The organism is Nonlabens sp. Asnod2-A12 (assembly GCF_045063745.1).
Taxonomy (GTDB): Bacteria; Bacteroidota; Bacteroidia; order Flavobacteriales; family Flavobacteriaceae; genus Nonlabens; species Nonlabens xylanidelens.
In genome coordinates, this window is sequence record NZ_JBEFOB010000003.1 from 468,373 (window position 1) to 494,513 (window position 26,141).

A 26,141-nucleotide genomic window follows, 5' to 3' on the forward strand; every position below is an offset into this window, starting at 1 on the left:
TGTTTATATAAAAAATTTACTATTTTAAGAAAGTCTAGAGATAATCTCTTCTGGAGTTAATTGTAGTTGTTCACCACTAGCCATATTCTTCAAATTTAGCTTTCCATCATTTATTTCATTCTCACCAGCTAGAATCACATAAGGTATGGCATTACGGTCTGCATAGCTCATTTGTTTCTTCATTTTTGCACTATCTGGATAGAGCTCTGTTTTAATTCCGCTTTCGCGAAAGCGAGATAACCATCCAGCACAATATTGCGCTTCAGACTTACCGAAGTTAATAAACAACACCTCTACTCCTGCTCTAACAGAGTCTGGGAATAGATTTAATTGTTCTATCACTAAATAAATACGGTCCAGTCCAAAACTGATACCTACACCACTCACATCTTTTAAACCAAATATACCAGTAAGATCATCATAACGACCACCACCGCCTATACTTCCCATAGCAACACCTTCTGGCGCGGCAACTTCAAAAATACAGCCTGTGTAATAATTAAGTCCACGTGCAAGTGTGATGTCTAGATCTAGAACGGCACTTTTTAATGGCATTTGAGTGATAGAGGAATTTATAAATTCTAATTCTTCAATACCCTTAAGCCCTATTTCAGAATCTTTAAGCAATTCCTTCATGCTTGCAATCTTCTCTGCATAGCTACCGGTAAGTGAAAAAACAGGATCTAAAAGATCGATCGCTTTTTGATCGATTCCCTTGGAAAGCATCTCTTCTTGTACCTTCTCCTTACCTATCTTATCTAGTTTATCTAGAGCTACAGTAAAATCTATCAACTTATCCTCAGCTCCCATCACCTCTGCAATACCAGCAAGAACTTTACGGTTGTTTATTTTTATAGTGCACGCTTTAAGATCTAGATCTGTAAAAACGGCATCATATAATTGTACCAGTTCTACTTCTTGTAATAAAGAATTACTTCCTACCACGTCTGCATCACATTGTGTAAACTCTCTAAAACGCCCTTTCTGTGGTCTATCTGCACGCCATACATTTTGCATTTGGTAACGCTTAAATGGGAATGTGATATCATTTTGATGTTGTACTACATACCTAGCAAATGGTACGGTAAGATCATAACGCAGTGCTTTTTCAGAAATTTGAGAAGTCAGCTGGTTTTCTTTTCCTGTTTCTAAAAGTTCTGGACTAGCTTTTTTAAGATACTCACCACTATTTAAAATTTTAAATATAAGACGGTCACCTTCTTCTCCATATTTACCCATTAAGGTATCAGAGTTCTCAAAACTAGGTGTTTCTATAGGCATGAATCCATACAACTCAAAATGATGCTGAATTTTATTCATGATGTACTGTCTGCGCTGTACTTCTAGTGGACTAAAATCTCTTGTACCTTTAGGAATGGATGGTTTCTTTGCCATAATAATATTTAAGAATGCAAATATAAACAGTTATCTCATGCTTGTTCATAAACTAATTTTAATAAAAAGATAATTTATACCTAGATCTTGTAACTTTCTATCGATTTATAAGTCTTACTTCCATGTTAGGATTACTACGCCAAAATATAAGCATCGCACAACAGAGCATTAAAGGCCAGTTGTTGCGTACCATACTTACCATTATCATTATAGCCATAGGTATAACTGCCCTAGTAGGTATACTTAGTTCTGTAAATGCATTATCCTCTACCCTTTCCAATGGATTTTCTGGAATAGGGACTAATACGTTTTACATACAGCGGTATGCACAAACTTTTCAACGACGTGGTGGTAACAAGCGTACTGTTGTTAATCCTATTATAACTTATAGAGAGGTTAAGGAATTTGAAGAATTATATGATCCAGCTTATACACAGGTAGGACTTTCTTTTCAGGCCACTAGCGCCGCAGAGGTAAAAAGTGAAGACCGTAAAACAAAACCTAACGTAATCGTTGCAGGCGTTAACGAGCATTATGCAGAAAATGCAGGGATTAAACTAGGAGAAGGACGTATGTTCTCTTCTCTAGATATTAAAAACAAATCAAAAGTCTGTATCATAGGTAGTGATATGGAAGAAGAACTTTTTCAAGGTTTTAACCCTATAGGAAAGACATTAAGTATAAGAGGTAATAAATTTACTGTAGTAGGTATTCTAGAAGCAAAGGGTTCTACCTTTGGTAACAATGTTGATTTACGTGTATTAATACCTATCGATGTTGCCCGTGGTATTTACACCTCTCCTAACATTAATTATGATTTAAGTGTTAAGGTGTTTGATCAGAATCTTATGGATACTGCAAAGGATCAGGCTCTTGTTCTTATGCGTAATATTAGAGGTCTATCTCCTGTAGAGTCTACTAACTTTGGTGTTATACAAAGTGACCAATTAATGAGTCAGTTAGATGATCTAAAAGGTATTTTAAATTTTGCCGCTATTATAATAAGTGTCATTACCATCTTTGGCTCTTCTATTGCATTAATGAATATCATGCTGGTTTCTGTAACAGAGCGTACCAGGGAAATAGGTGTAAGAAAAGCTCTAGGTGCAAAACGTAGTACCATCTCATGGCAATTTTTTATTGAGACCTTTTTAATAAGTCAGTATGGTAGCTTTTTAGGTATTTTACTAGGTATGTTAATAGGTTTTCTAGTCTCTTCTGGATTTGAAATACCGTTTGAAATACCGTGGAGTGCGATTATTGCAGCAACCATAGTATCAATCGCCATAGCTATAGCATCTGGTCTTATACCTGCTATTAAAGCTGCAAGACTTGACCCTATCGAGTCATTGCGTTATGAATAACATTATTACAACCTATTATAAATCTCCTGTAGGTGAATTAATTCTAGGCGTCTATAAAGATCAATTGTGCCTAGGAGACTGGCGCTACAGAAAACAACGCAACCAGATAGACACTCGTGTTCAAAGTATTTTAAACTCTAACTATAAAGAAGGGCAACACTCACTTCTAGATATTACTATAAAACAATTAGACCTCTATTTTAAAGGCGATCTTCAAATATTTGATATACCGCTTTTACTTCTCGGTACAGATTTTCAAAAAAAGGTATGGAAATCTCTACAGACTATTCCTTATGGAGAAACTTGTAGTTATGTTACGCTTTCGCGAAAGCTGAATAACGAAAAAGCTATACGTGCAGTAGCAGGTGCAAATGGAGCAAATGCCATTTCTATAATTATACCATGTCACCGCATTATAGGTGCAGATGGATCGTTAACTGGATATGCAGGTGGGTTACCTGCCAAAAAAAAACTCCTTCACATGGAAGGAGTTGATTTATCAAATGGGCAACAAAGCCTATTTTAAATTTCTAATCTTCTTTAGAAGTTTTCTTTACAAATTGCGTTAATAAAACCACTTGTGTAGGCCCTACCTTACCTTCTATCTGGTTTGCGTTATCATGCACTAAAGAGATATTACGTACCGCTGTACCTCGCTTTGCGATAAGACTAGAACCTTTAACCGGTAAATCTTTAATGATTACGATACTATCACCTCTTTGAAGGATATTTCCATTCACATCTTTATGAATGATTTTAGGACCACGGTGTATACCATCCTCGGCCCATTGTTTAGTACTGTCTTCTAGATACATCATATCAATAAGGTCTACAGGCCATCCATGAGGTCTTAATTGATCTAACATACGGTAAACAACTACTTGTACAGCAGGTACTGGACTCCACATAGAGTCATTAAGCGCTCGCCAGTGATTTGCGTCTACTAGAGATTCATCTTCTAATTGTGTTCTACAAGTCTCACAAGCTAGAATAGCTGTGTCTTTAACATTCTTAGGAGAATCTGGTACTTGATAAGTATCGAGGTTAACCTTTACTTCTAGTGTATCTGTTGCAGCACAAAGCTCACAAGCGTTTCCTGATCGGTCTTCTAACTGTTTACGTAAATCTGACATAGCTATTTTTTGGTATTTGCAATATTACATATTCTCTGAGAGGTACACCTATTTATAGTAAGGTTAATTACCTTGTTTTTAATCTTAATATACATGAAATAGTACTGACTTTGTAGGATCTTAAAAAATGAGACGATAAAATACCTTTTAATAGGTAATCCTTAATAACTCCCTTTTTAATATATTTAAATTTTAAAACATCAAATAGAAAGTTCTTAAATGCGTTTTAAGAAATGAAAACCAAATTTATTCCCATGCAAAAATTGTTATCGCTCTTACTATTTTGTACCATTACTTTTACCGCACAAGCCCAAGACGACACTATTTCTGAACAGATTAAAACAGAAAGAGATGTTGAACTTAATAAACTACAGAAGGAATTAAATAATAACCAATTCAAAATCACTAATTTAACCGAGCAATTATCGCAAATAAGTGGTAAACAATATGGTCGCAAATTAGACTTGCAAGAACAGATACAGAAGGAACTAGATAACCGAATTAAAATACTAGAAGAAAGTCCTAAAGTAAAGATTAAATCTAACGGACAACTTGCTTTTACTGAACTTATCAAAATTCAAAAAGATATACAACCTGCAAAGTTATATTTATCCTCAAATGGGTTTTATACCAAACTAGGTAAATTTGATAATCTACAAGGCTACTCAGAATTTACAGCATGGAAGTCTGAGTATGATAAATGGTATGTAAAGAAAAAAGGAGACAACGCTACACTCGATTTTATTAATAGAACCGTCTCTTTGATAAGTGATTCTACTAATGACATCCCACTTTTTGGTTCTATTTCACAGTCGGTAACCTCTGGAATCACATTAATTTTATCACAGTTAAAAGGTAGAGACAAAGACCTTATAGAAAAAACACCGAGAGTTTTAATGCTCTTAAACTCTATTGGTCAATTTGAATCTGAAAAATCTATACTCGACAATGAATGGAAAACTATAGACAGCGAGTTAAAAGAACTACAGTCAGAATATGAAGCGCTAGTAGATAAGCAAATTGCTTTTTACAATATAGATAGAACTAAGTACAAGACTTTCCTAACAGCCACTCTAGACTCAGATATCGATGCTTTTAAGTTGTACAGTAGAGATAAAATATTATTGAAATTAAATACCTTAGAAAACGGTAATAATCAAAACTGGATGGGTAATGTAGAAACTTACATGTACCAGGTACAATCTATAAGAATACGCTTTGGAGAGCTTACTGGTCGCATGCTCAACAATATTGAGAAGTATGAAAAGCTATTTATTAAATTCTCTAATGAAGATAATTTCTCCAAAGAATTTGTAAAAAGAGCCAAAGAATTAAGAGAGGACTTAAAACTTGTAAAAGAAAATTTTATCTTACAATTTAAGCCTACTAAATACATTGAAGACTCTGCAGTGATGTATATTAAGAGATAAGATAAACGTACTTATTGCATTATTTGTGGTAATTCCGCTTTCGCGAAAGCGGAACAGTAAAACAACTTCTCGTTATTTAAAGATTAATAAGCATCATGTCTATCATAAAAACGATGGGCATGAGCTTTTATATAATATTTGAAAAGATCTTGTATAGAATGCACCACTTCTGGATAAACTATTCCAGACGTTTCATTACAGTAAATTTTTGCCACATGTGTCGTTAATACTAAAGAATTTAATGAATTTGCAGTTACGTATCTCGAGAAGTAACCATTTCCTTCAAAAACATCGTTTATCTTACACACTATTTTTTGATCTATAGGTAACGACATTCCATCTAAAATATCCTGCCATTGCGTTATAGCGGTGCCATACTTTTCTTTATCTACATTACTAGTACCTATGTTAAAAACAGGCACTACTCTATCCCATCTCTTATAATTATAAGAATGTAAATCATAAAAAACCGTACTCCCGAATAGTTCTTCTAGCTTTACCATAAGGGTGAGCACTACTTTATAAAAATTATCATGTTTACGGATGGATCTATCATGTTGATCTGAATTTAACGGTTTTCTCCAAACATTTTTTCCCCAAGCTGTTTCATAAATAGCATCTTGTGGGTGTCTGTTTAAGTCATACTCAAATCTACTATCTAGAGCTATTAAAGTTATAGGTAAACCAGCTATCATCTGCCCAGTACTAGGGTCTTCTTCATACCAGCGCTCCTGAATATTGAGTAAGCAATTATCTCTCAAATCTTGTGAAAAATGATGGCCGTTATTAATCGCAGCACAAGCATATGGTACGTAGTCATCTATCTTTATTGAAAAAGAATAATCATCTACTACGGCATGGAATATTTCTTCGTTTTCAATTCGTTCTATGATTTCAAGAATAGATAATTTAACCATGTAATGAGATGCTATGAGGGTTTTAAATATATATTAACTAATAAATGGTCTCACTTTTACAAAAAAGCAACAGACCGATAAATAATGATATAAGTAAAATTAACCCTTTTAAGGATTTGTTTTCATAAGACGCATTAAATCTAAGAAGGAATTAACATAATTCATGAATAATCATTTCTTTCTCATAAAATACGATTAGAAAAAAGAATTTGGGTTAATTACCTAATACTTCTATGTTGTCTATGTAAAAGAATTCATCACCAGCCCAATTTTGAAATTGAACTCTTATCACTAAAGAAGAACCACTTAAACCGGTAAAAACAACGGTGTCATTTGGGAAATATGGAGCACTACCAGCACCACCGCTTACATAATAAGGTAGCAATGTATGATTTGCATTACCATTACCGTTAAAGTCAGTTATGGTAACAAAAGGACCATTATCTACTGAATAAGATACGTTGACATAGTCATTTACCATATTGGTATCGTCAGTTGCATGTAGAGAGGGATTATATTCTAGTGTACCTGATCCACTAATGTCTAGGCTAAAAGAAATATTTGAATACCCAGTAATATCTATAGACTGCGTATCAAACTGTATAGGTCCATTAGTATCATTTGCTTCTAAAACACCAGATTGAGTTTCTACATAATCTGATGACGCTAGGCTCCCCAAAACATCATTGAGAATCCATTTAGACACTGACGAAGGATAATCACCTGAACCACCAGAACTATTAATACCTGTGCCATCTACATAACTTTCAAAGTCTTCAGAATAAAGTATGACTGGGTCTAAATTTAAACAGTTGATTTTTTGCCACACATTTTGAATTCCGTCATAAATTTCTAAACAACGAACTCCACTAGGGTACGTCACAAAAAGTAGAGTACCTTCTGACTCAATAGTCGTTAAAACTAAATTTTTCTGTGCTTCTAGTATGCTCGGAATTAACAAACCGCCAAAATTGATGGTGTTATTACTATCAATATCTAAGACAGTTGAAGGGTGAGGTGAATCTGTATTCACTCCAACCTGAGCTGAGATTATGAAAGGTATAAGGATAAAAAGAGTTTTAAAATATTTCATTATTGATAAAGTCTAAAGTTATCAAAAGCGGCAAGGTCACTACCACCATTAAATCTACCGTACATAACAACACTAAAGGTGGTCACTGTCGCAGGAATATTAACAGTAATCGTTCCTTGTAAGTCAGTATCACAACCAGCGCAAATATTTATCTCACCCTGACTTACTCCATCATAAAATAACTCGTAGCCATATCGGTCTGCTCCAGCGTTTAAATCTTGTGATTCATAATCAAAACTAAAAATAGGATTAATTGCGCCAGAAACATCTACATCTGCAAATGTTAATGTATGTAGAAAACTACCACCTCCATTAGTATTATCAAGGTCCCGCATACCCCAGAAATTATTATTTAAAGTAGATATAGAGGTCATAGAATTTACAATATCCCAGACATCCTCACCCACATGATATGCAGTAGGAGAAACGGTGTATCCCCAATTAACATTAGAGTCAAAATCTTGATTCATTTCCACAAATAATGGTATCTCATCATCAATTATTGTAAATGTAGTAGAAGCATTAGTGCCTATCTCTGCACTTATTCCTCCACTTATATTTTGTAAATCTAAGATTACAGTTTCATCTCCCTCTGACAATAAATCATTAGTAATAAAAAAATCAACTTGTTGAGAGCTAGAACTACCAGCAGGAAAGATTAAGGTTATAGGAAAGGTCAATGACGTACCTAGTCCATCAGTATCATAATCAGTACCGTTAACAGCAGTTGAAGATCCATTTAAAACAACCTCTACTGATGTAGCTGTCATACTAGACGGATTTATTATATCCACATCTATAGAACCTACAAGTCCGTCTTCAGTCTCAGAATAAGCAATACTATTAAATTGAACCTGAGTAGCACTATCGTCATCGTTCATTGTAATAGTATGAGATGCATTAGTACCTATTATCGTATTAATTCCTCCTGACTGATTCTGCATATCAAGAATCAAAATTTCATCTATAGCATTTTCATCATCTGCATAGGAGTATACATCAAAGCTTATCGTTGTTGCACCTGCTGGTACAGTAACCGTAAAAGGATAAGAAGTTACAGTATTGCTATTATTATCTATGTCATAATCGACACCTAATATACCTATCGTACTACTAGAATTAAGGTTCAGTTCTACAACAGTATCTACAGAAGGACTTGGGTTTATTACATTTACAGTAATAGTAGTGACATCATCTTCTAACAAATTAGTAGATACAGATGCAAAATCAATTTCTGTCTGTTTAAATTCAATCTCTCTATAATCACTTAACGTTTCTACACCAGGACTAGCTCCAGAACTTGCATAAGGAGTAATACCTAAAGCGATAAAGAAACCACCATCTGCAGCTACAGTTGTATAATTAAGACTAGTAGCACCAACTATAGCAACCTGATTAGTTCCACTCACGTCATCTGCACGATACCATTGAAAGACAGAACCTGATTCTGAATCATTTTCTCCATCACTGTAAGAATAACTACCATTTAAACTTTCACCTACTTCTAAAACTCCTGTATAATCAACACTCGATGCTTCTGGCACTTCATTCATACAGTACCAATTCATCCATTGACTTCTTGTTTCATCAAATATCTGAACGCAACGTATGTTTCCATCCTTAAGATATATCATCAAACCGTCAGGTATAGGTGTTGCTATAGTTGCTCTTTGAGCGATGGTAACAGTCGGTAATTTTAAACCTCCATAAACACCACTTTCTATTTCAGAATTAATATCTAGAACAGCGGCTAGATCTGGAGTTGCGGTACCTATTCCTACCTGTGCCATTAATAAATGAGACAGTAATAAGGTACTAATTAGTATTAATCTATTCATTCTATGCGCTTTAAGAACTATAAATATAGCTTTTAAAACTCAATAATACATGAACTATATGTTACCTTATTAATAAATAATTAACAGAGCGTTAACAAAAATACTAAGAGGATACTTCGTCTAGATGATCATCCCAATCTTTTACTTTAGGTTTACCAAATTTACCAAGTGACTTTGCTACTACTGACGCGACTGTTGCGTCACCAGTGACATTTACTGTTGTACGCAACATGTCGAGAGGTCTATCTACTGCAAAAATTAATGCTAAAGCAACTGGTAATAAGTCGCTAGGGAAATCAATTGATTCTAGCACGATTACTAACATAACCATTCCAGCACCTGGTACGGCAGCACTACCTATAGAAGCTAGCAAGGCAGTTAAGACAATTGTTAACTGTGCACTCAAAGATAGATCAATACCCAAGGCCTGACACACAAATACGGCTGCAACTGCCTGATAAAGACTCGTACCATCCATATTAATGGTGGCTCCTACCGGTAGCACAAAACTAGCAACCTCTTTCTCCACACCCATATGCTCTTCTACACGTTCCATAGTAACTGGTAATGTAGCCGCACTCGAACTAGTTGAAAAGGCAAGTAATTGTGCTGGTGCAATTTGTTTTAAGAACCACAATGGAGATTTTTTAACGTAAAGCGCAAAAATCACACAGTACACCACTATCATTAATACTAGACCAGCCACTACAGTAAGTGCATAATAAAGTAAAGCAAGAAGCACCTCTGGATCGTCTGACGTTACTACTACTGTCGCTAATAATGCAAATACAGCAAATGGAGCAAAAAGCATGATAAGATCTACCATTTTAAGAACAACATCATTTAAACTATCAAAAAAGTCTTTTAATGGTTGTGCTCTTTTCTCTCCTATTAATAGCATAGAAATCCCTAAGAATATTGCAAAGAAAATTACTTGCAACATGAGACTATTGTTAGACATCGCAGCAACGGCATTGCTAGGTACCATATCAACCAGCGCTTGCAATGGCCCAGCATCTTTTTGAGCTGCAGCAGTCGCTAGTTTTCCTTGAATATTTGAATTACCCTCATACGTAGCACTCAGATTGTCTATAGTTTGTTGAGAAATTCCTTCTCCTGGTTCAAAAACGTTTACCAACACAAGACCTATAGAAATAGCTATTACCGTGGTTGCAATATATATAACCACAGTACGCAATCCCATATTACGGAATTTTGCAATATCCTTAAGGTCGGATATTCCTTTTATAAGAGATGCCAGAATTAATGGTACAGCTATTAATTTAAGAAGGTTGACAAAGATTTTACCAAAAGGTTCTATCCAGTCACCTACGAACTCTTTTCCCCAATCCACTTGAGTCATTACAAACCCAAATGCGATTCCGAGAATCATTCCTATTAATATCTGCCAGTGTAATGCTAATTTCTTCATGTAAAGACGTCTTCTTTTTTTCTATGTGGTGTAATATACTTAAAGTTTTTGTGGTGTTTCCGCTTTCGCGAAAGCGAAACTAAAACTATCTTAATCTAACAATTTGATTATCTGCTTTCTAAGCAAAATAACGAGTAGTCCTATGAGTAAATAAAAAATATCATAGGTAATGTCATAAGTGACTGATCCTGAATAAAAGTCGTTTAAATATAAATCGTTAGTGCTGTGGGAAACATCACTTTGAAACTTTTTAAATACCCAATGCAAGAAATCTGGAAGTACATCAATGATATTCATCATTCCCAAAGTGAACAAAATCACTTCAAATATTTTTTCTGTTTTCACAGCTCCTAGTGTGATCTGTGTAGTATCAAAACCTTTATCCAATTTTAAAACAGTTATAAGCTGGTCTACAAACACAAAAAAAACAAAGTAAATAGCTATACTGACTAACAATAAGGATGCAGCCATTAATAAAATACTCATTGTGTTTTCACTTTCTATAATAGGAAATACTAATGAAAACAAACTGATAAACACGTAGAATAAACTTACTACCCCTATACTTTTAAATACTAATCTAAATAAATCTCGTACCGACATATTAAATTTTTGATGTACGTGCTCTCAAAAAATGATCTGCAAGAACTAAGGCTGCCATAGCTTCTACAATAACTACAGCTCTAGGCACCACACATGGGTCGTGCCTACCTTTACCTTGCATCTCTACTATATCACCATTAGAATTAATGGTTTCTTGTGATTGCATAATAGTTGCTACTGGTTTAAAAGCTACTCTAAAATAGATGTCCATACCATTAGAAATACCACCTTGTATACCACCACTTAAATTAGTTTTGGTCGTACCGTCTGTATTATAGAGGTCGTTATGCTCACTACCTTTCATTTTTGCACCGCAAAAACCACTACCGTACTCAAAACCTTTTACCGCATTTATGGATAGCATCGCTTTTCCTAAATCTGCATGTAGTTTATCAAAGGCTGGTTCTCCTAATCCTGCCGGTACTCCTTGCACAACGCAAGTTATAGTACCACCTATGGTATCTCCTTCTTTTCTTATTTGGAGTATTCTTTCTTCCATAGCTTTTGCAGTAACTGGGTCTGCACAGCGTACGATATTGTTTTCAATTTCTGAAAAGTCAAGTGCTTGATAAGGTTTATCAATAAAAATATCACCTACACTACTAGTAAAAGCTGTCACTTTAATTTGTGAAAGCATTTGTTTTGCGATAGCACCTGCTACTACTCTACTAGCCGTTTCTCTAGCACTGCTGCGACCACCACCGCGATAATCACGATGTCCATATTTATCTTCATACACCTTATCTGCATGACTAGGTCTAAAAGTATCTTTTATATGGGAATAGTCTTTTGATTTTTGGTTCTCATTTACAATCTGAAAACCTATAGGAGTTCCTGTAGTTTTCCCTTCAAATATTCCCGAATAAAACTGCACCGTATCGCTTTCTTTGCGTTGTGTAACAATTTTACTTTGTCCTGGTTTGCGTCTATCTAGATCGTATTGAATTGCTTCTAGATCTATATCTATTCCTGCTGGGCAACCATCTATAACACCACCTATTGCAGCGCCATGTGATTCTCCATATGTTGTAACGGTAAAGTTTTTACCAAAGGTATTTCCTGCCATGTGAGCAAATATAATGCATCAATAGCATTAGCTTTGTAGGTAACATTCAATTTTACATGTAAAATATCTTTATGAAAAACATTCTATTTATAATTGTCGCTGCGATACTTCTACTACCGTCTTGTAAATCTAAAAAAGTAGCAACAGTAAATGAGGTTGTATTTTCTAATTATTCAAAGGCAAAAATGGCTTTATCTTCAGGAGAAGTTGATTTAGGTACAGATCTTATAGACAAAGCCATTCAAGAAAATAACCCAACAGAATTAGAAGAATTGTATTACCTAAGAGGTTTTATCTTACACGCTTATGGTAAAACTGAAGACGCTAGAACTTATTATCAAAAGGTTTTAGACATAAATACCACTTATTCCTCTTACTCTAAAAAAGCACAAATACTTCTAGACCTAACTTATGAAGAAGAAGCTTATAAAAAATCAAAGATGGAAGAAGATGAAAAAGAAAGCAACCATGATGATAAACCTATAAATATTGAAGATTTTCAAGTGATAGAAAAACAACCTAGGTTTGAAAGTTGTCCAGATACTACAAATACAGAAATTCAACGATGTACTAATCGCACATTACAAAGACACATAAGTAGGAATTATGACAGTTCTATAGGAAAACAATTTGGAGTCCAAAAAAGAACAAGAACCTATGTACTATACTCGGTTAATGAAGAAGGTATAATATCACACGTAAGAGCACGAGGTTCTAACAAATTCTTAGCTTTGGAAGCAAAAAGAGTCGTTTATAGCATCCCTAAAATGATACCTGGTTTACAAAAAGGAGAACCTGTGTCGGTGCCATATAGCATACCAGTGACCTACGCACCTTATTAATTAAGATAAACAGTTAATAAATTAGGATGAAAACCACATGAAATAAAAGCTACACTACTTTTAACTTAATGCTTGCTAAATCTAATATATTTGAAAAAAAATAATAGAAAATGAAAAAAATACTTATAATCGCAACGCTTCTAGTAGGATCAATAGGTTATGCTCAAAGCTCATCCTTAGAAGCATTATCGATCGACAACGTTGATCAAGCACCATTATTTGATAACTGTAAAATAGAAGATTCTAAAAACTGTTTTTCAACTAGCATTACAAGTTTTATCAATAAAAACATTAATAAAGATCTTGCTAAACAAAGTAACCTTTTAGGAAAGCAACGAGTTGTATCTCAATTTTCAATAAATGAAGAAGGTCGTATAGAAGGTATTTCTTCTGTGTCTACTCAAGACATTTTGAAAAAAGAAATGAGTCGTGTTTTAAACATGTTGCCTACTTTAAAGCCTGCTATGAAAAATGGTAAAGCAGTAACGGTAAGTTATAGTGTACCAGTAGAGTTTGCTTCAAAACTAGACTTCCCCATCTCAGCTCCTAATCCTAATAAAGTTCAAAACAACTAATTATGTTCAACAAAATCCTATTTGCTTTTTGCTTAATAGCTTTCATATCATGTGATTCTAGCGATGATAATGACGGCAACATGACTAACACAGACTTTAATTATTTTCCACTGTCTGTTACAAATACATGGGATTTTGAAATAACAACAGGTACAGACACACCTTCTAACGAATCCCTTACGGTAGAGACAGTCTCTGGTACAGAGTTCACACTTACATCAGATCCCACTGATCCTGCAGGATTCATGACACGTATTTTAAGTGGTGGAGCTTTAAAGGATGAAAACGGTACTTTAATAGGCAATGGAAACATTGACTTCGGCTTACAAGGTTTAAGTAATTTTAATGTAGCTATTGTAAATGGTACCTTATATGATCAAAATGCAAACGTTAACACTGAGCTGTTCTCAACAACTGGTACTACCTCACAAACAGTAGATGTTTATGATCTAGATATCACGTATCAAGTTAGAACTGTACAACAGGCAGATGTAGCTCAAATGGTAGTAGAAGGTGTTACTTATAGCGATATTATACACTCACAACTTATTATCAACGCAACAATATCTACAGATGTAACAATAGGTAATTTTACTCAACAAGTACCTTTATTAGATCCTCAAGACGTTATAGTTGTAGATAATTACTGGTCAAAGGACATAGGTTTAATAAAATCAGATAATCAACTAGATTATGAATTAAGAGATTATTCAACTTTAGGTCTTACGTTACCAGTACCACAAAGTGCTAGTATTTTAACAACTCAAAATTTAACGACTTACACAGTTCAATAAATCAGTTAATTTTTATAAAAAAGTGCTTTTGTCGATAAAAGACAAAAGCACTTTTTTTATGCTTTATAAGAAAAGATTAAGTAGGAAATTGATATAAAGCAAAAAACGTCCTTACAATTAAGTAAGAACGTTTTTGTGAGCCCGATAGGATTCGAACCTATGACCGCCTCCTTAGAAGGGAGGTGCTCTATCCAGCTGAGCTACGAGCCCTAATGCTTAAATTATCTCTAAGCGGTTGCAAATATAATACTATTTTATAAAGTGCAACAATAAAAATGAAAAATAAAAATGACTTAATTCGCATAGGTTAATAACTACTTGAATTACTTAATTTTGCATCTATGAATTTTTTGAAAAATATTTTTACGTTAGTGCTATTATTGGCTGTTTCCAGTCTTTATTCGCAAAATTTCAAGCCAGATTCTTATACAGCTGTAGATGTAGAAGAAATGAATACATGGCAATTACTTAAATACGATGGTCTTAATGCACTTAATGGTGTTGGTTACTCTTATCTGAGACCTTTTAATTGGCAAAAAAATGACTTCTATAGAGCTGGAGCCACTGGATTATTAGTTGGTGGTCTTTATACATTTGATAATGAGTCCAGCGATTATTTTAGAAGACAAGAAAAGGATGTACCAGAATTGATCAAAGATTTTGGTTGGTATTTTGGTAGTCCGCAAAACAATTATGGTGTTACTGCTGGTATTTATGCTTACGGATTAATAACTAAAGACCCAGAATGGAGACGTACTGGTGTCTTAATGATATCTAGCGCAACAGCTGGTGGACTTTTACAACAAATATTAAAGACATTAACAGGAAGAGCTAGACCAGAAACGGATCTAGGGAGAAATGAATTTAGACCATTTTCAGGAGAGTCTGGTTTTAGATCATTTCCATCTGGGCACACTGTACTTGCATTTACCACAGCTTATGCCCTAGCAAAACATTTTGATAATCCATTTGTAAAAGCTGGTATTTATACGGTAGGTCTCATATCGCCAGTATCTAGATTATGGGCAGGAGCACACTTTTTAACAGACGTAGTTCTTAGTATGGCTATTACTATTGCTACTGTAGAAGCTGTAGACAGGTACTTAGATACTAGAAATGGTTATGGTGAGAAAAGGTACGGTACAGGTAAAACTGGCCAGAATCCAAAAAAAATGGTGTTTAACATAACAGCCACCACGAACACTTTAGGTGTAACTTTAAATTTTTAAACGTTTAACATCTCAATTATTTAGTTAAACGATTTTGGATTAACTTTGAATCATATATCAATATTATGGCGCCATATAGAGTTTTTGAAGAGTATAACATTAAGATCACCGAAGAGATTCAGGACAAGTATCGCGACGTTATTAAAGAAATAGGAGAAGATGTAACTCGAGAAGGGCTTGTTAAAACTCCAGAAAGAGCTGCCAAAGCAATGCAGTTTCTAACGTCTGGTTATGATATAGACCCAGCTGAAATCCTTAAAGGAGCTATGTTTGCAGAGGATTACAACGACATGGTAATCATTAAAGATATAGAGTTATATTCTTTATGCGAGCACCACATGCTGCCTTTCTTTGGTAAAGCACACATCGCTTATATACCTAATGGACATATCGTAGGGCTTTCTAAGATACCTCGTATAGTAGACGTGTTTGCACGTAGATTACAAGTTCAAGAAAGACTTACTCACGACATATTAGAGTGCATAGATAAAACATTAAAGCCGCAAGGAGTAGCTGTAGTTATAGAAGCTTCTCATATGTGTATGATGATGCGCGGCGTACAAAAACAAAACAGCGTTACCACCACTAGTGGTTTCAGAGGCCAATTTGAAAAAGTAGAAACACGTAGCGAGTTTATGAACCTAATTAGCTCAAAATTACACTAAAACCTCTTTTTGGAACGTTATTTGACTATACACTAGTATTAAATTCAAATATATGTTTCAATCAAAACGTTCAAAATTAATTGCTAGTATTGTATTAGACCTAATTGGTATGGCATCTGTACCACTAGGGTTTACTGAAATACTGGATTTAGGTTGGGCACCCATTGCAGGTTATTTAATGACCAAATTATATCCAGGTAAATCTGGAGTAACAGCTGGGGTACTTACAACCATAGAAGAATTAATGCCAGGTATGGACGTGATTCCATCATTTACCATAATGTGGTGTTATACTTACCTGATCAAATCAGGTGTAGAAAAAGAAGAAAACGTCATAGATGTAGATCATTCATAAAAAAAAAGCTCCATAAAGGAGCTTTTTTTTATTTTACACTGCGAGCTCTTTAAAGCCATCCATTAATTTCTTAATCTTAGGATCTATAATCACCTGACAGTATCGTTGATCACGATTATTATTGTAATAATCATTATGCCCTTCTTCGGCTAGATAAAACTCAGTTGCAGGTGCTATTTCAGTAACAATAGGATCGTCAAATGTAGAAGATGCATCGAGTTCTCTAACCAGCTCTTTAGCTATTTTCTCTTGCTCTTCATTTACATATAGAATAGCACTTCTATATTGTGTACCTACATCATATTGTTGCCTATTTAAAGTAGTAGGATCATGAGTAGCCATAAATACTTGTAATAATTCTTTAAATGAAACTATATCATTGTTATAAGTTATTTCAATAGCCTCTGCATGACCAGTTCTTCCCTGCATCACCTCTCTATATGGAGGGTTTTTAATAAAACCACCACAAAAACCAGATCGCACCTGCTCCACTCCTTTCACTCTTTGAAAAACGGCTTCGGTACACCAAAAACATCCACCTGCTAAAATCGCTTTTTCCATCATCCTTTTTTTATTTACAATTTACAACCGAGAGCTCAATTTTTACTTTAATTAACAAGTCTTTAATGAATTCATTTTTTGTAGTCCTTAGATTTGCTTTTTGTTTAAATTTTATGAGTAAAATTCATTATTTTTTCTTTGCAATCCTTTTTTATTCCGCTTTCGCGAAAGCGCAATCATCTACAGCAACCTCAGACTCTCTAGTAGTTAAGAGAAAAACGTACCATGCCACAAGGGTTACAACTACACCTGTTATTGATGGGAATCCATTTGAAAGTTTTTGGGACCCTATTCCTGTAGGAAATAATTTTATAATGACAGAACCTACTAATGGTTTAAAGGAAAGAGATACTCATAAGACAGAGTTTAAAATAGCCTACGATGATAACGCTTTATATGTTGCTGGCTTTTTATATGATAATGATGCACAAAATATTGCGAGACAGTTCTCTCAAAGAGATGATGTAAACGCACAAGCAGACCTTTTTGGATTCTTTATAAATACCTATAACAATCAGATTAACCAGACTAGGTTTTATGCAACTAGTGCAAACGCTCTAGGTGATGCCATTGCCGAGGGAGATCGTGAGGATTTTAGTTACAACGTAGTTTTTCAATCAGAAACGAGTATTAATGAACGTGGATGGTATGTAGAAATGAAAATCCCTTATCGCACCCTACGTTTTCCAGAGGTAGATATTCAAAACTGGAGTTTTCAAATATTTAGAAAAATACGTTCTATTAATGAAGAATACACTTATAACTTTCTAGACATAACAAAAGGTGTAGGCACACAATATGATGCTTTACTTACTGGTGTAGAAAAAATCGATCCGCCGTTGAGGTTAAACTTGTATCCTTATGCTTCTATTATTCACGATAATTTTGATGGTAATTCTACCACAGAATACAGCGCTGGAATGGACCTTAAATACGGTATAAATGATGCCTTTACCCTAGATGCGACACTTATCCCTGACTTTGGACAGGTTGCGTTTGATCAGGTAAGGCTTAATTTAGGACCATTTGAACAAGCCTTTGGGGAGAACAGAGCATTTTTTAATGAAGGTACAGACCTTTTTAATAAAGGAGGCATATTCTTCTCACGTAGAATAGGAAAAAGACCTAGTGGATCTGGCAATCTAAATTTACAAGAAGATGAGTCTGTGGTTGAAAACCCTAGTAAAGCACAATTGCTTAACGCTATCAAAATTACAGGAAGAACTAAAGGTAGACTAGGTGTAGGTTTTCTAAATGCCATTACCGAAAAAACTGAAGCCATAGTAAACAACGATCTCGACGGTACTACTCGTAAAGTGGTAACAGAGGCGCTTACTAACTATAACATGTTAGTACTGGACCAACAGTTCAGTGCAAATAGCTCTATCTCTCTAGCTAATGCGAGCACCATAAGAAATGGAAGTTTTACTGATGCAAACGTGACCGCTATTGTCCTAAATCACAACGATAAAAAAGCAGCAAATAATTATGGTACTGAGTTAAAAATGAGCAATCGTTTTACACCTACCGGAACAGATACAGGTTATCAAGCTCAAGCTACATGGGAACGCACAACTGGTAAATGGAGGCCCTTTTTAGGTTATTATTATACCGGTAAAAACTGGGATCCTAACGACCTAGGTATAAACTTTGAAACCAACTCTAGCATTTTTGCAGGGAATCTAGATTACGTTCAATTTACCCCACAAGGTATTTTTAACAGATATGAATTAAGAACGAGAGTTAGACACCGTAGACAGGCCAGTCCAGATTTACATTTAAACAGTCAGCTTACCTTTAACCCTTTCTTTTTCACACGTGAGCGTCTTGCCTTCGGTGCTACATTTGATATTACAACTAGAAATTTAAATCAATTTGAATCTAGAATTCCAGATCAAATTGTGCGTTATAATTCTTCTTACTATACAAGCGGTTTTATCTCTACAGATTATCGTAAGAAACTCGCACTAGATATGAGCATATCTAGATTTAAAAGATTTAACGACCTAGAACACAGTTATGATTTTGATCTAAGTCCTAGGTATAGATTCTCTGACAAATTTTTACTTATCTATAATTTTAATTGGGATAAGAGCGATAATAGATTAAGCTATGTAACCATAGATAACGATCAGGCCATAATGAGTAGAAGAAACACACACTCTGTGGAAAATAGAATTTCAGGGACGTATAACTTTAATAACAAGCAAGCATTGAGTCTTTCTTTTAGAAATTTCTGGTCTAAGGCTAGATTTAATCGTGATTTTCTAGAACTACAATCAGACGGTACAAGTGAAGAAAGCGATTATGCTCTAGACGAAGGTGTAAATCCAGATGCAAATTTTAATATTTGGAATCTAGATCTATCCTATTCTTGGAGATTTGCACCTGGTAGTGAAGCTACATTATTATACCGCAATAGTATCTTTAATCAAAATGATCAAGGAACCATTTCTTATCAAGAAAGTCTAGACGATTTATTAAAGCAACCTACTAGAAATAATGTATCGTTGAGAGTTACGTATTTCTTAGACTTTAATAATGCAAAAAAATGGTTTAAAGCATAAAAATCCATTACTTTGTACTTATGATTAAAGCAACACAGATTTATAAAAGTTTTGGAGATTTACAAGTATTAAAAGGTGTAGATCTAGAGATAAAAACAGGAGAGATAGCTAGTGTTGTAGGTAGCTCTGGTGCAGGTAAAACAACACTACTGCACATATTAGGTACACTAGAACAACCAGATTTTAAACCAGGTAGTAGCCTAGAAATAGACGGCACTGACATTATAAAATTAAAAGGAAAACAACTCAGTAAATTTAGAAATAATTCTCTAGGCTTTATATTTCAATTTCATCAATTATTACCAGAGTTTACGGCATTGGAGAACGTATGCATTCCAGCATATATAGCAAATACCGATAAGGCTGCCGCAGAGAAAAGAGCCAAAGAACTTCTATCCTATTTAAAACTATCTGATAGATTTAATCATAAACCTGGAGCACTTTCTGGTGGTGAACAACAACGCGTGGCAGTAGCTAGAGCGTTGATCAATAATCCTAAAGTTATTTTTGCAGACGAGCCTACAGGTAATCTAGACAGTGCAACTGCAAATGATCTTCACCAACTCATATTTCAACTGAGAGAAGAATTTAATCAGACTTTTGTAATCGTCACACATAACGATGAACTTGCAAACCTTGCAGATCGTAAACTAGTAATGAGCGATGGTAAATTTTTATAAATGAATCGTAAAGAACTTAAAGAATTTCTAGATATAAAAGTCGAGCAATACAACACGCCAGATTTTATACCGCACGATCCTATTCAAATTCCTCATCTTTTTACCGATAAGAAAGATATAGAAATTGCTGGCTTTTTAGTCGCTACCATCGCATGGGGAAATCGTAAATCCATAATCAACAATTCTAACAAATTGATGGAATTGATGGATCATTCTCCAGCAGATTTTATAAAGAATCATGAAGAAAATGATCTCGATAGATTTGACGGTTTTGTCCACCGCACTTTTAATAGTGAGGACTGCAAGACCTTTATGCGATCTCTACAACATATTGAGAGTAAGTATGATGGTTTAGAGCACGCTTTCGCGAAAGCGTATCTAGAACAAAACAATTTACAAAAAGCCATCTCACAATTTAAAACCATCTTCTTTGAGGTAGATCATTTGCAACGTACACAAAAACACGTGAGTGATCCCATGAAAAATAGCAGTGCAAAAAGGATCAACATGTACCTGAGATGGATGGTTAGAAAAGATAACGCAGGTGTTGATTTTGGGATCTGGGATTCTATACCTATGAGCGCACTTTCATTACCACTAGATGTACACACTGGTAATGTAGCTCGTAAACTCAAGTTATTGAAACGCAAACAAAACGACGCAAAATCTGTCGCAGAGTTAGATAAAGTATTGCGCAAGTTTGATCCAGTAGATCCTATAAAATATGATTTTGCATTATTCGGCCTAGGAGCATTTAAAGAATTGTAGGAAAAAAGAATTTATTTTCATCATATTTTTAATTAATAAGACTAACTTTGATGGAATCTGTTTAATCTAATCATATGGTAACTGCTCCTTTACATCCTAAAGAAGATGAACGTATTGCATATTTGGAGTCGTTTCATATAGAAACAGATCGTGAAAAAGTACTGGACGAATTAACCGAACTAGCCTGTAAACTTACTAAGGTACCTAAAAGCCTTATCTCTATAGTAGATAAAAACGAGGTGTGGTTTAAATCACAAAATGGTTTAAAATTAGACAGTACTCCTAGAGAATTAAGTTTCTGCTCTCATGCCACAAGTATGGATGACGATAACTTTTTTTACATAGAAGACGCTAGTAAACATAAAGATTTTAAAGACCATCCTTATGTTAATGTAGAAAATGGAGTTAAATTTTATGCCGGTGTACAACTTAAAGATAGCAACAACTTACCACTAGGTACTCTTTGCGTTCTAGATGATAAACCTCATAGTCTAGATGATTCTCAAAAACAGTCCTTAATCATGATAGCAGATCTGGTTATGAGACAGCTAGAACTCAACAAACGCAATACTGATCTCTCAGAAAAAACTCGATTATTAGAAGAGAATAACGAGATGCTTAGAAATTTTGCTCACGTAGTTTCTCACGACATGAAAATGCCACTTGCAAATATGATACTTACTAGTGATGTGATGTCTCATAAATACAGCGATATTTTAGATGCAGATGGTAAGCGATATTTGAAAACGATAAAAGACTCTGCTTTTTCTATGAGTCATTATGTAGATAATATATTGAGCCATTATGAAAGTGATCAACTAGCTATAGAAGAAAAAGATCAATTTGATATTTACTCCATTATTGAAAAAGTAGAAGAGTTGCTAGGTCGTAAAGATGATATTCAAATAGTATTTCCAGAAGATAATCTGGTTATATATAGTAATAGTGCTGCCATAGAACAAATACTTCTTAACCTTATAGGCAATAGTATTAAGTACAACAACAGTGACCTTATAAAAATTCAAATTCTAGCTACAGAAACGCCTAAATATTATCGTGTTGCTGTAAAGGATAACGGTATAGGGATTCCTAAGGATAAGCAAAAAGACATCTTTAAATTATTCACTACTCTTAATAAAACAGACCGTAGTGGTAAAAAAGGTAATGGTATAGGGCTTTCTACTGTTAAATTACTAGTCGATAAACTAGGCGGTGTTATTAAATGTGATTCTCAAATTAACTGTGGAACTACCTTTATATTTACCGTAAGAAAATAGAGGCTTTTTTAAGCAAAGGCAGTATCTTTGATATTGCAATTTCTATAGATGTTATTTAAAAACCCAATAATTCTTTACGGCCTATTTTTTCTAATAGTTCCTATTATTGTTCATCTTTTTCAACTGAGAAAATTCAGTAAAGTCTCTTTTACTAATGTTGCTTTTCTTAAACCGCTTATTTCTCAGACTAGAAAAAGTCGTCAACTTAAAAAATGGCTTACTTTACTAGCTAGATGTGCTGCTGTTGCTTGTATAGTTATAGCATTTGCCCAACCTTTTTTACCTGGTAGTAAAACTGCTACACAAGAAAAACAGACTGCTATCTACCTAGATAACTCCTACTCCATGCAGTTAAATGGAAAAAATGGAGAGTTATATAAAAATGCAACCAGCCAGCTATTAGAAAAATTACCTGCAGACAAAGTCTTTACACTTTTTACTAATGATAAGGTATTTGCACATACTAACAGACAGCAAATTACTAACGAGTTGCTTAGTAACAACTACTCTAGCACTGTCCTTTCATTTGATCAAATACAGCTTAAGGCTGCTTCTTTACTAGACGATAAAAACGCGGTCAAGGAAATAATTCTTATATCTGATTTTCAAAACAGTACGGCAACTGATTTTCCTGACACACTTAAAAATGTAAAAAGAGAACTGGTTAAATTAGAACCTCAAGAAATCAATAATATTTCTATAGACACTGCATTTATAGTTAGCCAGGCTAGTAACAGTATTAAAATACAAGTAGACCTTAGATCTAATTATAAAATAGAGCAACCAGTTACCGTATCTCTAGATAACAATAACATTCTACTAGCAAAAACATCTACCGTATTAGAAAATAATAAAGGGACTGTGATTTTTGAAATTGAAGCTAATGAGCCTATTACAGGAAGAATATATCTAGAAGATCAAGGTCTTACATTTGATAATGAACTTTTTATAAGCACCGGTCCTAAAAAGAAAATCAAGGTATTGAGCATCAATGGTGCCGACTCTAATTTTTTAGACAGACTGTATAGTGATGAGCAATTTGATTACACCAGTGTTAAGGAAAGAGATATCAACTATAATTTAATTAAAGAACAGAACATCGTTATTCTTAATGAAGTAATCAATGTACCAGCTAGTCTAAGTAAAGAGATCAACTCATTAACTAACAAAGGTGGCTATCTAGTACTAATACCGTCAGATAAAGCAACGGCTAATTATACTTCTATAGGTTTACCTGGTATAGAGTTTAATGAGATTTCAAAAAAAATAACCACCATTAATTTTAATCATCCATTATTTAAAGGTGTTTTTAATAAACGTATATCTAACTTTCAATATCCTAATGTAAATAGTGTCCTAAAAAGTACTAACGCACTAGACCCTATTTTAAAGTATGGAGATGGCAGTAGCTTTTTATATAAAAATCAAAATACTTATGTATTTACTACTAGCTTAAATGTAGAGAACAGTAATTTTCAAAACTCTCCACTTATTGTTCCTGTTTTTTACAACATGGCTATTAACGCGTTACCAGTCCCACAACTGTACTATGAACTAGATAATAATAATGAGATTGCTATTAATATCGCTGTTAATCAAGATGATATTTTGAATCTTTCTAATGAGTCTACTCAAATCATACCTAGACAGCAAGCGTATGATAATTATGTTTTACTTACCGCTGGTAAAGAACTATCACTTTCTGGTAATTACAATGTGACGGTTAAAAATGAAAACATTTCTACCTTAAGTTTTAACACAGCTAGGGCAGAAAATGAACTAAAATATTACTCTGATGCAGATTTAGGTAACAACCTATCAGAATCTATAGACGATTTGCTGTATAAGCTCAATCAAGAAGAGAATATTCTTTCCTTGTGGAAATACTTTGTTATGGGAGCATTATTCTTCCTTATTTGTGAACTATTGATATTAAAGTTTGTAAAATGATATTATTAAAGAACGCTACAATTATAGACGCTACTTCTACCCTAAATGGTAAAAAGCGAGATGTCCTTATCAAAAATGGTAAGATTGAAAAAATAGCATCGTCTATAGAAAATAGTGACGCAAAAATCATTCAAAAAGACAACCTACATCTTTCTATAGGATGGATAGATACTAGTGTGAGTTTAGGAGAACCAGGATTTGAAGAAAGACAGACACTCAAAAATGGTATCAAGGCTGCCGCTGCAGGTGGTTTTACAACTATAATGCTCAACCCAAACAATCAGCCTAATCCACAAGATCAATCTGGTGTCATGTATTTAAAAAATGTTACGGCAAATCAAGCAGTGAGCATTTTACCTGTAGGGTCTTTTACACTTCATCAAGATGGAGAACACCTTGCAGAATTGTATGATATGCAAAAAGCAGGAGCCGTTTCATTTTATGACTACAAACATGAGGTGACTAATGCAAATCTTCTTAAAGTAGGACTTCAATACACTTCTTCTTTTAACGGTGTCGTACAGTCTTATCCTCAAAATAAAGACATTGCTGGAAAAGGAATGGTAAATGAAGACTTAGTAAGTACCAACCTAGGTCTCAAATCCATGCCCAGTCTAGCCGAAGAGTTACAAATAGCCCGAGATTTGAGAATAGCAGCCTATACAAAAGGTAGATTGCACATCCCTACCGTAAGTACTACCGAAGGTTTAAAACTAATCAAGGAATATAAAAAGTCTTCTAAAAATGTAAGCTGTAGTGTTTCCATACATCATCTTACTTTATCCAGTAATGAATTAGAAAGCTTTGATGCCAACTTCAAATTACAACCACCACTAAGAGATGATAAAGAAGTAAAGCAACTACAGAAATTCCTTAATTCTGACGTGATAGATGTAGTGACCAGCGACCACATGCCGCTAACTATAGAACATAAAGATCTAGAATTTGATAGAGCAACTGCAGGTACAATTGGAATGGAAAGTGCCTTTGGCGCTTTAAATAACTTAATTGCCACAGATAAAGCTGTAGAATTATTAACTAACGGTTATGCGGTCTTTAATCAAAATAGACCACAAATAGAAGAAGGACAGATAGCAAACCTTACTATTTTTGAACCAGATACGAGTTATACCTTTGAAAAAAGCAACATTATATCTACATCAAAAAACTCGGCTTTTTTAGGTAAAACTATGAAAGGAAAAGTAATAGGAATTATCAATAATAAAAAAGCCCTCTGGAATGAGTAAAAACCCACCAGCAAAAAATCTAGCGATACTAGCTTATGCCAGCGCTATATTTCTATACATTCATTTTATAGTATTCGTTGCCGTTTTCGGAATTGCCGTTATTCTTAATTACAATAAAGGAAACAAATTTACCAGCTTTCATATTAGACAAATGTTCGGTATAGGGATTATTGCAGTAATCATTTCTGTATTTTCTGGAGCCATACCAGAAGACCAACTATTACTACCGTTAATTATCATAACCATGATGGTTTTACTAGCACTATTAGGTCTAGTAAGCGCATTGCGCAATCAACAAGATTTATTACCATACATAGGAAAGTACTTCCAAGAATGGTTCAACTTTATTAAATAAAAACA

The 26,141-nt window shown here is 34.3% G+C and carries 25 protein-coding genes and 1 tRNA gene; 16 read left to right on the forward strand and 10 right to left on the reverse strand.

Annotation, left to right across the window (positions count from 1 at the left end; all coding sequences use genetic code 11):
- Positions 1-24: 24 nt before the first annotated feature.
- The gene (hisS, locus tag ACJJVJ_RS02240; RefSeq protein ID WP_405368672.1) at positions 25-1,395 is read right to left on the reverse strand and encodes a histidine--tRNA ligase; all 1,371 of its coding nucleotides are present in this window, start codon (positions 1,393-1,395) and stop codon (positions 25-27) included.
- Between the two features lie 122 nt (positions 1,396-1,517).
- Here hisS and ACJJVJ_RS02245 point away from each other — a divergent pair, with 122 nt between their 5' ends.
- Together ACJJVJ_RS02245 and ACJJVJ_RS02250 are read left to right on the forward strand one after the other, a co-directional pair.
- The gene (locus ACJJVJ_RS02245) at positions 1,518-2,759 is read left to right on the forward strand and encodes an ABC transporter permease (protein ID WP_104514960.1); all 1,242 of its coding nucleotides are present in this window, start codon (positions 1,518-1,520) and stop codon (positions 2,757-2,759) included.
- Positions 2,752-3,285 carry a methylated-DNA--[protein]-cysteine S-methyltransferase gene (locus ACJJVJ_RS02250; protein WP_405368674.1) on the forward strand — a complete coding sequence of 178 codons (534 nt, stop codon included), beginning with the start codon at positions 2,752-2,754 and terminating at the stop codon, positions 3,283-3,285. The genes ACJJVJ_RS02245 and ACJJVJ_RS02250 overlap by 8 nt, the downstream gene beginning before the upstream one ends.
- Before the next feature lie 4 nt (positions 3,286-3,289).
- On the opposite strand, the gene ACJJVJ_RS02255 is transcribed toward ACJJVJ_RS02250, so the two are convergent.
- Positions 3,290-3,892 (reverse strand): alkylphosphonate utilization protein, encoded by a 603-nt coding sequence (locus ACJJVJ_RS02255; protein ID WP_104514962.1) that lies wholly within the window; start codon positions 3,890-3,892, stop codon positions 3,290-3,292.
- A 254-nt stretch (positions 3,893-4,146) separates the two neighbouring features.
- Between ACJJVJ_RS02255 and ACJJVJ_RS02260 the strand changes: the two genes are divergently transcribed.
- Complete coding sequence (locus tag ACJJVJ_RS02260; protein ID WP_405368676.1) at positions 4,147-5,322, forward strand: hypothetical protein; 1,176 nt, start codon at positions 4,147-4,149, stop codon at positions 5,320-5,322.
- 83 nt (positions 5,323-5,405) lie between these two features.
- Here the strand turns inward: ACJJVJ_RS02260 and ACJJVJ_RS02265 are convergent, their stop codons facing one another.
- The 6 genes from ACJJVJ_RS02265 to aroC all read right to left on the reverse strand — a co-directional run bounded on the left by ACJJVJ_RS02265 (position 5,406) and on the right by aroC (position 12,271).
- Entirely contained in the window at positions 5,406-6,239 is an 834-nt protein-coding gene (locus tag ACJJVJ_RS02265; RefSeq protein ID WP_405368678.1) for an N-formylglutamate amidohydrolase, read from the reverse strand.
- Between the two features lie 214 nt (positions 6,240-6,453).
- The gene (locus tag ACJJVJ_RS02270; RefSeq protein WP_405368680.1) at positions 6,454-7,332 is read right to left on the reverse strand and encodes a hypothetical protein; all 879 of its coding nucleotides are present in this window, start codon (positions 7,330-7,332) and stop codon (positions 6,454-6,456) included.
- Complete coding sequence (locus ACJJVJ_RS02275) at positions 7,332-9,170, reverse strand: hypothetical protein (protein WP_405368682.1); 1,839 nt, start codon at positions 9,168-9,170, stop codon at positions 7,332-7,334. The genes ACJJVJ_RS02270 and ACJJVJ_RS02275 overlap by 1 nt, the downstream gene beginning before the upstream one ends.
- 103 nt (positions 9,171-9,273) lie before the next feature.
- Complete coding sequence (locus ACJJVJ_RS02280) at positions 9,274-10,602, reverse strand: dicarboxylate/amino acid:cation symporter (protein ID WP_405368684.1); 1,329 nt, start codon at positions 10,600-10,602, stop codon at positions 9,274-9,276.
- 90 nt (positions 10,603-10,692) lie between these two features.
- Positions 10,693-11,205: a hypothetical protein gene (locus tag ACJJVJ_RS02285; RefSeq protein WP_405368686.1), complete on the reverse strand. Its 513-nt coding sequence runs from the start codon at positions 11,203-11,205 to the stop codon at positions 10,693-10,695.
- A gap of 1 nt (position 11,206) precedes the next feature.
- A complete protein-coding gene (aroC, locus tag ACJJVJ_RS02290; protein WP_405368688.1) occupies positions 11,207-12,271 on the reverse strand; it encodes a chorismate synthase in 1,065 nt (354 codons plus the stop codon).
- 71 nt (positions 12,272-12,342) lie between these two features.
- Here aroC and ACJJVJ_RS02295 point away from each other — a divergent pair, with 71 nt between their 5' ends.
- The 3 genes from ACJJVJ_RS02295 (at position 12,343) to ACJJVJ_RS02305 (ending at position 14,482) form a co-directional block, all read left to right on the forward strand.
- A complete protein-coding gene (locus ACJJVJ_RS02295) occupies positions 12,343-13,113 on the forward strand; it encodes a tetratricopeptide repeat protein (RefSeq protein ID WP_405368690.1) in 771 nt (256 codons plus the stop codon).
- A 110-nt stretch (positions 13,114-13,223) separates the two neighbouring features.
- The gene (locus tag ACJJVJ_RS02300) at positions 13,224-13,688 is read left to right on the forward strand and encodes an energy transducer TonB (RefSeq protein ID WP_405368692.1); all 465 of its coding nucleotides are present in this window, start codon (positions 13,224-13,226) and stop codon (positions 13,686-13,688) included.
- Positions 13,689-13,690: 2 nt separating this feature from the next.
- Entirely contained in the window at positions 13,691-14,482 is a 792-nt protein-coding gene (locus ACJJVJ_RS02305) for a chorismate synthase (protein WP_405368694.1), read from the forward strand.
- A gap of 136 nt (positions 14,483-14,618) precedes the next feature.
- On the opposite strand, the gene ACJJVJ_RS02310 is transcribed toward ACJJVJ_RS02305, so the two are convergent.
- Positions 14,619-14,692 (reverse strand) — tRNA-Arg (locus tag ACJJVJ_RS02310).
- Positions 14,693-14,823: 131 nt separating this feature from the next.
- Between ACJJVJ_RS02310 and ACJJVJ_RS02315 the strand changes: the two genes are divergently transcribed.
- From ACJJVJ_RS02315 to ACJJVJ_RS02325, 3 genes are all read left to right on the forward strand, one after another.
- Positions 14,824-15,711: a phosphatase PAP2 family protein gene (locus tag ACJJVJ_RS02315; RefSeq protein ID WP_405368696.1), complete on the forward strand. Its 888-nt coding sequence runs from the start codon at positions 14,824-14,826 to the stop codon at positions 15,709-15,711.
- Positions 15,712-15,776: 65 nt separating this feature from the next.
- The gene (folE, locus tag ACJJVJ_RS02320; RefSeq protein ID WP_104514974.1) at positions 15,777-16,376 is read left to right on the forward strand and encodes a GTP cyclohydrolase I FolE; all 600 of its coding nucleotides are present in this window, start codon (positions 15,777-15,779) and stop codon (positions 16,374-16,376) included.
- Positions 16,377-16,428: 52 nt separating this feature from the next.
- Positions 16,429-16,731, forward strand: a complete 303-nt coding sequence (locus ACJJVJ_RS02325; protein WP_104514975.1) for a hypothetical protein — start codon at positions 16,429-16,431, stop codon at positions 16,729-16,731.
- A gap of 33 nt (positions 16,732-16,764) precedes the next feature.
- Here ACJJVJ_RS02325 and msrA read toward each other — a convergent pair whose 3' ends face one another.
- Positions 16,765-17,292, reverse strand: a complete 528-nt coding sequence (gene msrA / locus ACJJVJ_RS02330; RefSeq protein WP_405368698.1) for a peptide-methionine (S)-S-oxide reductase MsrA — start codon at positions 17,290-17,292, stop codon at positions 16,765-16,767.
- A 113-nt stretch (positions 17,293-17,405) separates the two neighbouring features.
- On the opposite strand from msrA, the gene ACJJVJ_RS02335 reads away from it, so the two are divergent.
- The 7 genes from ACJJVJ_RS02335 (at position 17,406) to ACJJVJ_RS02365 (ending at position 26,136) form a co-directional block, all read left to right on the forward strand.
- Positions 17,406-19,859 (forward strand): DUF5916 domain-containing protein, encoded by a 2,454-nt coding sequence (locus tag ACJJVJ_RS02335; RefSeq protein ID WP_405368700.1) that lies wholly within the window; start codon positions 17,406-17,408, stop codon positions 19,857-19,859.
- Positions 19,860-19,879: 20 nt separating this feature from the next.
- Complete coding sequence (locus ACJJVJ_RS02340; RefSeq protein ID WP_405368702.1) at positions 19,880-20,539, forward strand: ABC transporter ATP-binding protein; 660 nt, start codon at positions 19,880-19,882, stop codon at positions 20,537-20,539.
- On the forward strand, positions 20,540-21,307 hold the full coding sequence (locus tag ACJJVJ_RS02345; protein WP_405368704.1) for a TIGR02757 family protein: 768 nt from the start codon (positions 20,540-20,542) through the stop codon (positions 21,305-21,307).
- A gap of 74 nt (positions 21,308-21,381) precedes the next feature.
- Positions 21,382-22,584, forward strand: a complete 1,203-nt coding sequence (locus ACJJVJ_RS02350) for an ATP-binding protein (RefSeq protein ID WP_405368705.1) — start codon at positions 21,382-21,384, stop codon at positions 22,582-22,584.
- A 48-nt stretch (positions 22,585-22,632) separates the two neighbouring features.
- The gene (locus tag ACJJVJ_RS02355; protein WP_405368707.1) at positions 22,633-24,534 is read left to right on the forward strand and encodes a vWA domain-containing protein; all 1,902 of its coding nucleotides are present in this window, start codon (positions 22,633-22,635) and stop codon (positions 24,532-24,534) included.
- A complete protein-coding gene (locus tag ACJJVJ_RS02360) occupies positions 24,531-25,781 on the forward strand; it encodes a dihydroorotase (RefSeq protein ID WP_405368709.1) in 1,251 nt (416 codons plus the stop codon). The genes ACJJVJ_RS02355 and ACJJVJ_RS02360 overlap by 4 nt, the downstream gene beginning before the upstream one ends.
- On the forward strand, positions 25,774-26,136 hold the full coding sequence (locus tag ACJJVJ_RS02365) for a hypothetical protein (protein WP_405368711.1): 363 nt from the start codon (positions 25,774-25,776) through the stop codon (positions 26,134-26,136). Before ACJJVJ_RS02360 ends, ACJJVJ_RS02365 begins: the two co-directional genes overlap by 8 nt.
- Positions 26,137-26,141 lie beyond the last annotated feature (5 nt).

What these genes read in the sequence shown, in the direction of transcription:
- hisS (WP_405368672.1), bottom strand. Translation starts at nt 1,395, where the DNA reads ATGGCAAAGAAACCATCCATTCCTAAAGGTACAAGAGATTTTAGTCCA.
- ACJJVJ_RS02245 (WP_104514960.1), top strand. Translation starts at nt 1,518, where the DNA reads ATGTTAGGATTACTACGCCAAAATATAAGCATCGCACAACAGAGCATT.
- ACJJVJ_RS02250 (WP_405368674.1), top strand. Translation starts at nt 2,752, where the DNA reads ATGAATAACATTATTACAACCTATTATAAATCTCCTGTAGGTGAATTA.
- ACJJVJ_RS02255 (WP_104514962.1), bottom strand. Translation starts at nt 3,892, where the DNA reads ATGTCAGATTTACGTAAACAGTTAGAAGACCGATCAGGAAACGCTTGT.
- ACJJVJ_RS02260 (WP_405368676.1), top strand. Translation starts at nt 4,147, where the DNA reads ATGCAAAAATTGTTATCGCTCTTACTATTTTGTACCATTACTTTTACC.
- ACJJVJ_RS02265 (WP_405368678.1), bottom strand. Translation starts at nt 6,239, where the DNA reads ATGGTTAAATTATCTATTCTTGAAATCATAGAACGAATTGAAAACGAA.
- ACJJVJ_RS02270 (WP_405368680.1), bottom strand. Translation starts at nt 7,332, where the DNA reads ATGAAATATTTTAAAACTCTTTTTATCCTTATACCTTTCATAATCTCA.
- ACJJVJ_RS02275 (WP_405368682.1), bottom strand. Translation starts at nt 9,170, where the DNA reads ATGAATAGATTAATACTAATTAGTACCTTATTACTGTCTCATTTATTA.
- ACJJVJ_RS02280 (WP_405368684.1), bottom strand. Translation starts at nt 10,602, where the DNA reads ATGAAGAAATTAGCATTACACTGGCAGATATTAATAGGAATGATTCTC.
- ACJJVJ_RS02285 (WP_405368686.1), bottom strand. Translation starts at nt 11,205, where the DNA reads ATGTCGGTACGAGATTTATTTAGATTAGTATTTAAAAGTATAGGGGTA.
- aroC (WP_405368688.1), bottom strand. Translation starts at nt 12,271, where the DNA reads ATGGCAGGAAATACCTTTGGTAAAAACTTTACCGTTACAACATATGGA.
- ACJJVJ_RS02295 (WP_405368690.1), top strand. Translation starts at nt 12,343, where the DNA reads ATGAAAAACATTCTATTTATAATTGTCGCTGCGATACTTCTACTACCG.
- ACJJVJ_RS02300 (WP_405368692.1), top strand. Translation starts at nt 13,224, where the DNA reads ATGAAAAAAATACTTATAATCGCAACGCTTCTAGTAGGATCAATAGGT.
- ACJJVJ_RS02305 (WP_405368694.1), top strand. Translation starts at nt 13,691, where the DNA reads ATGTTCAACAAAATCCTATTTGCTTTTTGCTTAATAGCTTTCATATCA.
- ACJJVJ_RS02315 (WP_405368696.1), top strand. Translation starts at nt 14,824, where the DNA reads ATGAATTTTTTGAAAAATATTTTTACGTTAGTGCTATTATTGGCTGTT.
- folE (WP_104514974.1), top strand. Translation starts at nt 15,777, where the DNA reads ATGGCGCCATATAGAGTTTTTGAAGAGTATAACATTAAGATCACCGAA.
- ACJJVJ_RS02325 (WP_104514975.1), top strand. Translation starts at nt 16,429, where the DNA reads ATGTTTCAATCAAAACGTTCAAAATTAATTGCTAGTATTGTATTAGAC.
- msrA (WP_405368698.1), bottom strand. Translation starts at nt 17,292, where the DNA reads ATGGAAAAAGCGATTTTAGCAGGTGGATGTTTTTGGTGTACCGAAGCC.
- ACJJVJ_RS02335 (WP_405368700.1), top strand. Translation starts at nt 17,406, where the DNA reads ATGAGTAAAATTCATTATTTTTTCTTTGCAATCCTTTTTTATTCCGCT.
- ACJJVJ_RS02340 (WP_405368702.1), top strand. Translation starts at nt 19,880, where the DNA reads ATGATTAAAGCAACACAGATTTATAAAAGTTTTGGAGATTTACAAGTA.
- ACJJVJ_RS02345 (WP_405368704.1), top strand. Translation starts at nt 20,540, where the DNA reads ATGAATCGTAAAGAACTTAAAGAATTTCTAGATATAAAAGTCGAGCAA.
- ACJJVJ_RS02350 (WP_405368705.1), top strand. Translation starts at nt 21,382, where the DNA reads ATGGTAACTGCTCCTTTACATCCTAAAGAAGATGAACGTATTGCATAT.
- ACJJVJ_RS02355 (WP_405368707.1), top strand. Translation starts at nt 22,633, where the DNA reads ATGTTATTTAAAAACCCAATAATTCTTTACGGCCTATTTTTTCTAATA.
- ACJJVJ_RS02360 (WP_405368709.1), top strand. Translation starts at nt 24,531, where the DNA reads ATGATATTATTAAAGAACGCTACAATTATAGACGCTACTTCTACCCTA.
- ACJJVJ_RS02365 (WP_405368711.1), top strand. Translation starts at nt 25,774, where the DNA reads ATGAGTAAAAACCCACCAGCAAAAAATCTAGCGATACTAGCTTATGCC.